The organism is Hyphomonas sp., from assembly GCF_040882205.1.
Classification (GTDB): Bacteria; Pseudomonadota; Alphaproteobacteria; order Caulobacterales; family Hyphomonadaceae; genus Hyphomonas.
In genome coordinates, this window is record NZ_JBBEBT010000161.1 from 1 (window position 1) to 4313 (window position 4313).

Annotated in this window: 7 protein-coding genes; 2 read left to right on the top strand and 5 right to left on the bottom strand. The window is 59.8% G+C overall.

The window, feature by feature from the left end:
• The first annotated feature begins 337 nt into the window (after nucleotides 1-337).
• Complete coding sequence (locus WEA77_RS06500) at nucleotides 338-1150, top strand: class I SAM-dependent methyltransferase (protein WP_368067059.1); 813 nt, start codon at nucleotides 338-340, stop codon at nucleotides 1148-1150.
• A gap of 89 nt (nucleotides 1151-1239) precedes the next feature.
• Here the strand turns inward: WEA77_RS06500 and WEA77_RS06505 are convergent, their stop codons facing one another.
• From WEA77_RS06505 to WEA77_RS06520, 4 genes are all read right to left on the bottom strand, one after another.
• Entirely contained in the window at nucleotides 1240-1881 is a 642-nt protein-coding gene (locus WEA77_RS06505) for an NAD(P)-dependent oxidoreductase (RefSeq protein ID WP_368067060.1), read from the bottom strand.
• 105 nt (nucleotides 1882-1986) lie between these two features.
• A complete protein-coding gene (locus tag WEA77_RS06510) occupies nucleotides 1987-2169 on the bottom strand; it encodes a hypothetical protein (protein WP_368067061.1) in 183 nt (60 codons plus the stop codon).
• Between the two features lie 476 nt (nucleotides 2170-2645).
• A complete protein-coding gene (locus tag WEA77_RS06515; protein ID WP_368067062.1) occupies nucleotides 2646-2870 on the bottom strand; it encodes a type II toxin-antitoxin system RelE/ParE family toxin in 225 nt (74 codons plus the stop codon).
• Between the two features lie 6 nt (nucleotides 2871-2876).
• Nucleotides 2877-3122, bottom strand: coding sequence for a type II toxin-antitoxin system ParD family antitoxin (locus tag WEA77_RS06520; RefSeq protein WP_368067063.1), 246 nt, complete (start codon nucleotides 3120-3122; stop codon nucleotides 2877-2879).
• A gap of 217 nt (nucleotides 3123-3339) precedes the next feature.
• Between WEA77_RS06520 and WEA77_RS06525 the strand changes: the two genes are divergently transcribed.
• A complete protein-coding gene (locus WEA77_RS06525; protein WP_368067064.1) occupies nucleotides 3340-3936 on the top strand; it encodes an alpha/beta fold hydrolase in 597 nt (198 codons plus the stop codon).
• Here WEA77_RS06525 and WEA77_RS06530 read toward each other — a convergent pair.
• Nucleotides 3838-4313, bottom strand: a 476-nt coding sequence (locus WEA77_RS06530; protein WP_368067065.1) for a cation:proton antiporter, incomplete at its 5' end; no start/stop codon positions are given. The two genes, WEA77_RS06525 and WEA77_RS06530, sit on opposite strands and share 99 nt — an antisense overlap.

Below are 4313 nucleotides of genomic sequence, written 5' to 3' on the forward strand. Positions count from 1 at the left end.
AGATGCTTCCCTCGAGTGCATATGGCTCCTTATGGGAAGCTGTCCTGCATCATAGAGAGGAGCGCAGGACGCGGGCTTCCTCAAACTGCATCATCTGCCGCGCAGCCTCAAGTCTGCTTCGAGCCTGGCCAAACGGCATCGGTGTGACGATCTGAGCACTATCGTATGAGCACTGATGATCTCGATGGACGGCGCGATGTAGGCCGAGCAACCCTGTCCGCGGGAGTTTGCTGAGAAATCTGCTTCGTCCGCGCTACCGCCCTCCACCTATCCAAAATGCTGCGAAATGCACGAATGGCCGCAAAGCGAAAGCTACCGACTTTGCCGATCGTGCCCAATGCCAATCAGAACCAACCTGGCCCATGGCAGTCGTTCGCGGATCGAGAAGAATGGCTCCCATATGCAACGTGATCTGCTAGGAAGGATCATGGATAAAAGAGCGACCGCATCAAGGCACTTGCTCCTCGGGGTGTGTGCCGCGTTTCTAGCAGCGTGTACCGCTGCCCCGGCTGTCGAAGGTGCGACGGACGCCCACGGCTTTCCGGCGGCTGATCGTCCGGTTGCAGGGATCGTTTCAAGTCATTCCGGCAAAGAGACCGACCGCGATGCACAGAACGAGGCCCAGCAGGTGATGGATTTCCTGCAAATCGCTCCCGGCATGACGGTGGCTGACGTTGGCGCCGGGAATGGTTACTTCACCGTGCGGCTGGCGCGACGCGTCGGGCCGACAGGCCGCGTAATCGCGACCGATGTCGTGCCGGAGCACCTTGATCGTCTGCGAGACCGCCTGACGCGGGAGGGGCTTGACAATGTCGACCTTGTGTTGGGCAAACCTGACGATCCGGCGCTCCCTGAAGGCGCTGTGGATGTGGTGCTGTTGGTGAGGATGTATCACGAGATTGAACAGCCCTATGCTTTCATGTGGCGGCTGCGCGACGCGCTTAAGCCTGGCGGTGCGGTTGCAATCTCTGAGCGTGATCGTCCGACCCAAGACCATGGAACGCCGCCCCGACTGCTCAAATGCGAGATCGAGGCGGTTGGATACAAGGAGCGTGAGCTGCGGAAATTCGGGCCGATCGGATACGTCGCCGTCTTCACTGCGGAGGGAACGCGGCCAGCGCCCTCTGCAGTTTCGCCCTGCCGCTCGTGAACGCTCGCCAGCAATCACCGATGGTGCGTAGCATAGAGAAAAATAGGCTTGTAGCCGCACTCATTGGCCTTGGGATTGACCGCGCCGTGTCACCTCACAAGAACCGGCGCCTGTTTGATAAAGGTATCTCGCGTCAATTGCCTGACTAGGAAATCGGCGACATCGCTGCGCGAGACAATCCCGTTACGCCAGTCTTGCGGGGAGGTCAGTATTCGGTAGCGTCCAGGCACGCGTGTGTTGATCAGTACGCCCGGCCGAACGATGGTCCAGTCGAGACCGCTCTGTGTGATCATCTGCTCCTGTACATCCTTGTCGCCATAGGCACGGCCGAAAACAAGATTGAACCCGAGCCGTTGCAGGGGCGGTATGCTGGACCGGCTTTCACCGGCGCCGAAACCCGTCACGCTGATCAATCGGCGGATGCCGGCTTCTTTCATCAGAGGAAGGAGCGTTGCTGTTGCTGCCGAAAACAAGTCAATCGGACCTGTCAGCATGCGGGCGTTTGCGGGCACGCCTAGCGTCTGGATGACGACATCAACAGCGGTGAGGGCGCGGCGAACATCATCGGATTGGCGCGCGTCACCGGCCAGTTTCCTGAGCTTCGGATGTTCGAGCGGTATAAGGTCTGCGGAGCGCGCGAAGGCGACGACTGAATGCCCACGCTCAAGCGCGAGTTTGGCCGTTGCGAGACCTATCCCGCTGCTGGCCCCCATTATCAGCACCATCGCCATATGGTCGTTCCACTTCGCCTGAAGATCTGGTGGCCCTGGTGAGGGCCGGAGAAGATTGTGCCTTGGGGCCTCGCGCCTCAAATCCGCAGAACGAACCCTTTTGGTTCAGCGGCGACGCGCGCGCGCCGGTATCAGCGCTGGCTGGGGGCTTGTCCCCGGCAGGAAGCGCATGGCCACGGCTTTCACCAACAGGTCTCTGGCAGCTTTCCGGTGGCCGTCTTCATACAGCATCCGCGCTTGCTGCATGTACATGCTTGCCAGCAAGCGCTTCGAGTAGTTGTCACTCATCGAGTGTCTCCTTGCGAATGCAAATATTACGCAAGCGGACTGGAAGCAGATTGCCTGGCGCGTCAGACCGCCGCAATCTATGGGCCCAACTAGAATGGCAGTGCAGCCACAGCTCACGCATGCAGCGCGAAATCCTTTATACCAACCAAGCTCTCTGCAGAGTCGTCGTACCTCGAACCAACCGCTTGCCTGATAAATGGTTGATTTGAGAACCGACCGGGAGTTTATGTGGGGAGGTAACTGACTGCCTTCGGCGATAAACTGCCTGATAGCGAATGCTCCACTCTGTCTGCACTCGGCCAGAGATTTGCCACTCTGCAGTCGGCGACGGATATGAATGAACTAGCTTCTCAGCTCGATGAGAGCGCGCCTGCGGGCCATTTGCAAGCAGCTCAGAAATGTTATCGGCCATCGCTTCTGCCGCCGCGCGGACGTGTCCATCCGCAAGATGCGCATAACGACGGGTCGTCTTTATGTCAGCATGGCCAAGCAGCGTGGTGCTGAACCCGGAAACAGCGATAACCCGGCTTCAGATGGTCGATCGGAAACCCGATTTCCGGGTGCAGGCGCAGCGCTTTGAAGCCTGCTTTGAGGCGGTTCATGTATATCGCCGCCTGACGCGCGCCGATTTCGCGGCGTGTATAGGCTCTAATGTCTGACAGATCGCGCCGGGCATCTTCGGTGATGCGGAGCGTCGTCACTCCGTCTCAGCCTTCGGCATCAAAAAGCCGGTCGATCTCTTCTTCTGAAGTCAGGTCTGAATAGGCGCCGTTGGCGAGCTGTTCCGAGCCGGATTCAAGACGTGAGACCAAATACGCCTTGCGGGCTTCCTCTTCCTGATCGCGGCGCACGAGATCTCGGAAATACTCGCTCTCATTGTTGAACTGGCCGCGCTCGATCCTGGCCGAAATCCAGTCAGCCATCTGGTCAGGCATGGATATGGTCTTGCGCATCACGGCAGCGGCTCCTTGAGAGCCGATTTTTTCATGTATGAACTATTCACACAATTGCAGGGGGCGCCGACCAGCGCAATTCCCCTCGCCGCTTCGCGCAATGACGATCCTAAAGGAATTCCCACTTTCACCCTCTCCGGTGCGCCATCCACTTCGCTGGCTGTAAATCGGCGCCAGAAACTGACCCCTCCTGCTCCGGTAAAATCAATGGGATAGCGTGCCGATCGGCGTCCTGACCCCACGCCGATTGACAGTCAACCGCCTTATCCTGATCGGAGCCTTCACCGGCTTCGCAGGAAATCCCGGTATCGCTGAGCTCGGCGCGGAGATCGCGGCGTTGACGGATCGCGTAGACCCCGCCTTCGTTCGCGGGTTCCAGCAAGCGGCGAGTTCGGTCGATTTGAAGGCTTCGCACTTTGAGAGCATCGTCTCAGAAGCGCTGCGCCTGCCGGCGCACGTCTGGAAAGGCGTCTTCGCGGCGTTTCTGCGCGATGATGTGCCCCGCGACCTTACGCCGATCCGTGGGGCAGCACGCCTGATCTGGGGCGAGCGCGATACGTTCATCCCGCGCACGGACCAGGATGTCCTGCTCAGCGCGATGCGGGCGTCCACACTGGAGGCGTGCGAGGATCTCGGCCATGCGCCGCATTGGGATCGTCCGGACATGGCCGCGCGTCTGGTCGTGGATTTTCTCAATCCGCAGATCAGTGCGCCATCAGTTGCGCGACCGGTCCAGCCAGCGCATTGCGGGCGTCGCGCTTATTCCGTGGATCAGGATCGATATCAACACGACCAGCGCCGCGATGGCCCATAGCCGTTCGCTTGAGCCGAAGTCGCCGTGGTTGATGCCATAGGCGAGGTAGTAGAATGAGCCGATACCGCGAATGCCGAAGAATGAGATGAGGCCCCGCTCCCGCACGGGATGGCCGGTTCCCAGCAGCGCCGCCCATCCCGCCAGTGGCCGGATCAGGAACACGATGACGAGCGCCGCGGCGCCATCGGTCCATGTCAGGTTGGCAAACAGTCCGGTCGTGATCGCCCCCCCGAAGAGGACGAGCACCAGCATGATCAGCAGGCGTTCAATCTGCTCCGAAAAATCGTGCAGCGCCTCGTGATATTCGTGATGGCGCTCGCTGTCGCGCAGCACGAGCGCGGCAACGAATACCGCCAGGAACCCATAGCCATGGAATA

Excerpts from the sequence above, each read along its gene's own strand:
- WEA77_RS06505 (WP_368067060.1), bottom strand. The coding sequence starts at position 1,881 with ATGGCGATGGTGCTGATAATGGGGGCCAGCAGCGGGATAGGTCTCGCA.
- WEA77_RS06520 (WP_368067063.1), bottom strand. The coding sequence starts at position 3,122 with ATGCGCAAGACCATATCCATGCCTGACCAGATGGCTGACTGGATTTCG.
- WEA77_RS06500 (WP_368067059.1), top strand. The coding sequence starts at position 338 with ATGCCAATCAGAACCAACCTGGCCCATGGCAGTCGTTCGCGGATCGAG.
- WEA77_RS06510 (WP_368067061.1), bottom strand. The coding sequence starts at position 2,169 with ATGAGTGACAACTACTCGAAGCGCTTGCTGGCAAGCATGTACATGCAG.